This is a genomic window from Endozoicomonas sp. SESOKO3 (assembly GCF_024606255.1).
Window position 1 is genome coordinate 1 of record NZ_JAHHPR010000601.1, and the last position, 1,443, is coordinate 1,443.

At 51.2% G+C, this 1,443-nt stretch carries 1 protein-coding gene; it reads left to right on the forward strand.

The features are described from left to right. The coding region (locus KDK18_RS10295) for a hypothetical protein (RefSeq protein ID WP_257254813.1) at nucleotides 1-1,443 on the forward strand (1,443 nt) is incomplete at both ends.

Here is a 1,443-nt window from a genome sequence, read left to right on the forward strand (position 1 = left end):
AATGCCCTGAGAAACAAACAGGTACAACTGGGCGGTGATGATGGTACTGGCGGCAGGATCGGGCAACTGTTTCGTGATCAGGCCCGTCTGGAATATCAGATTGAAATCCGGGAAGTATCCATGGCGACAAGGACCGAAGCTCTGAGGGCTGCCAGGCAAGCTGTTGTGAATGATGACAGCCCCTTCCAGTACTCGCCAAAACAAGCAGAAGTTCTGGACGCTATCCACAAATTCACGCAGCAGCATTCTCTCAAAAAACAAGCTCTGGAAGCCTCACTGGGTCTGGCAGAATTAGCAACAGAAAGCGGTAAGTTTATACAGGACTCTAACTTTTTCGATTTTGACGATGAATTCGCACCGGTCCGCCTGCGGGCATTGACAGGAGATGGTCTGGCGTTTGATCAGGCCAGTCGGATCGTGGAAGTCTTCAGGAACCTGAAGACGACCTTCCCGGACCTCCCTTCCGAGCCTATAGAACATCAGCCTCTGAATGTATTGCAAACTATCGATAAGCTGAAAATAATGGCCAGAAATGAGCTGAAAACGGGGGCTCAACAATACGACGACGAAATACACGGCATGGGTGCAGCAGCCATTCACCACATCGAGCATGAACCAGGGAATCTGAAAAGCTTCTCAGACTACTTCGCTACCCATTCTGCCAGTGCTAAAAAGATTATCGCTCTGCTGCGCGAAGGTCTGATCAGCAAGATTGAACTTGAGCACTACATGAAGTCCTTCAGAGGTATCAACGATTATCAGACAGTGGATGAATTTGAACACTTCCTTGGTTATAAACATGGCATCAAGCTGCCTGAGTTCAAGAAGGTCGTCCAGATGCTGTCCGACGAGGGTATTAAGGAATTCATGCAGAGTGCCTTTAATCCTGTGACCTTGACCACCACCAACCCCGCGGGTATGAAAGAGTCTGTTGCCGGCATGAAAGACTACGCCGCTGCGATCATCGCCAACTACGTTCTTGACGATATTGCCTTTGAAAATGGCCGCAGAACGGCAGCATTCCTGACCCATGTTCAGGACACCCTGACACCTTATGCCAATGCCGCAGGCCTGTCTGAATCAGAGCTGATCCAGGCGATCCATGACACATTAATGCAGGCTCATGCCGCAGCGGTTGAGCAACAGCTCAATGATTACTGGGCCAAGCCTTTAGCCTCCCTGATACAGGCGGTCACCTGGTACTTCACCAACTACCGACCTCTGCTGGTGGCCCATACTGCCCCGGAGGCTGCCAAATTGTCCTTCTCAAACATGGCCTTCCTCTATCTTCTGGATCTGACCAACAGGGGCGATTACAGCCACAGAATGCTCACACCTTTCCAGCACTGGCTGGAACGCTACGGTGTTGATCCTGACCGAACCGGCCGATATGCCTACCACAGCGGCATTGAACAAGTCTCTGAAGTGGGCGGGCTGGCTATG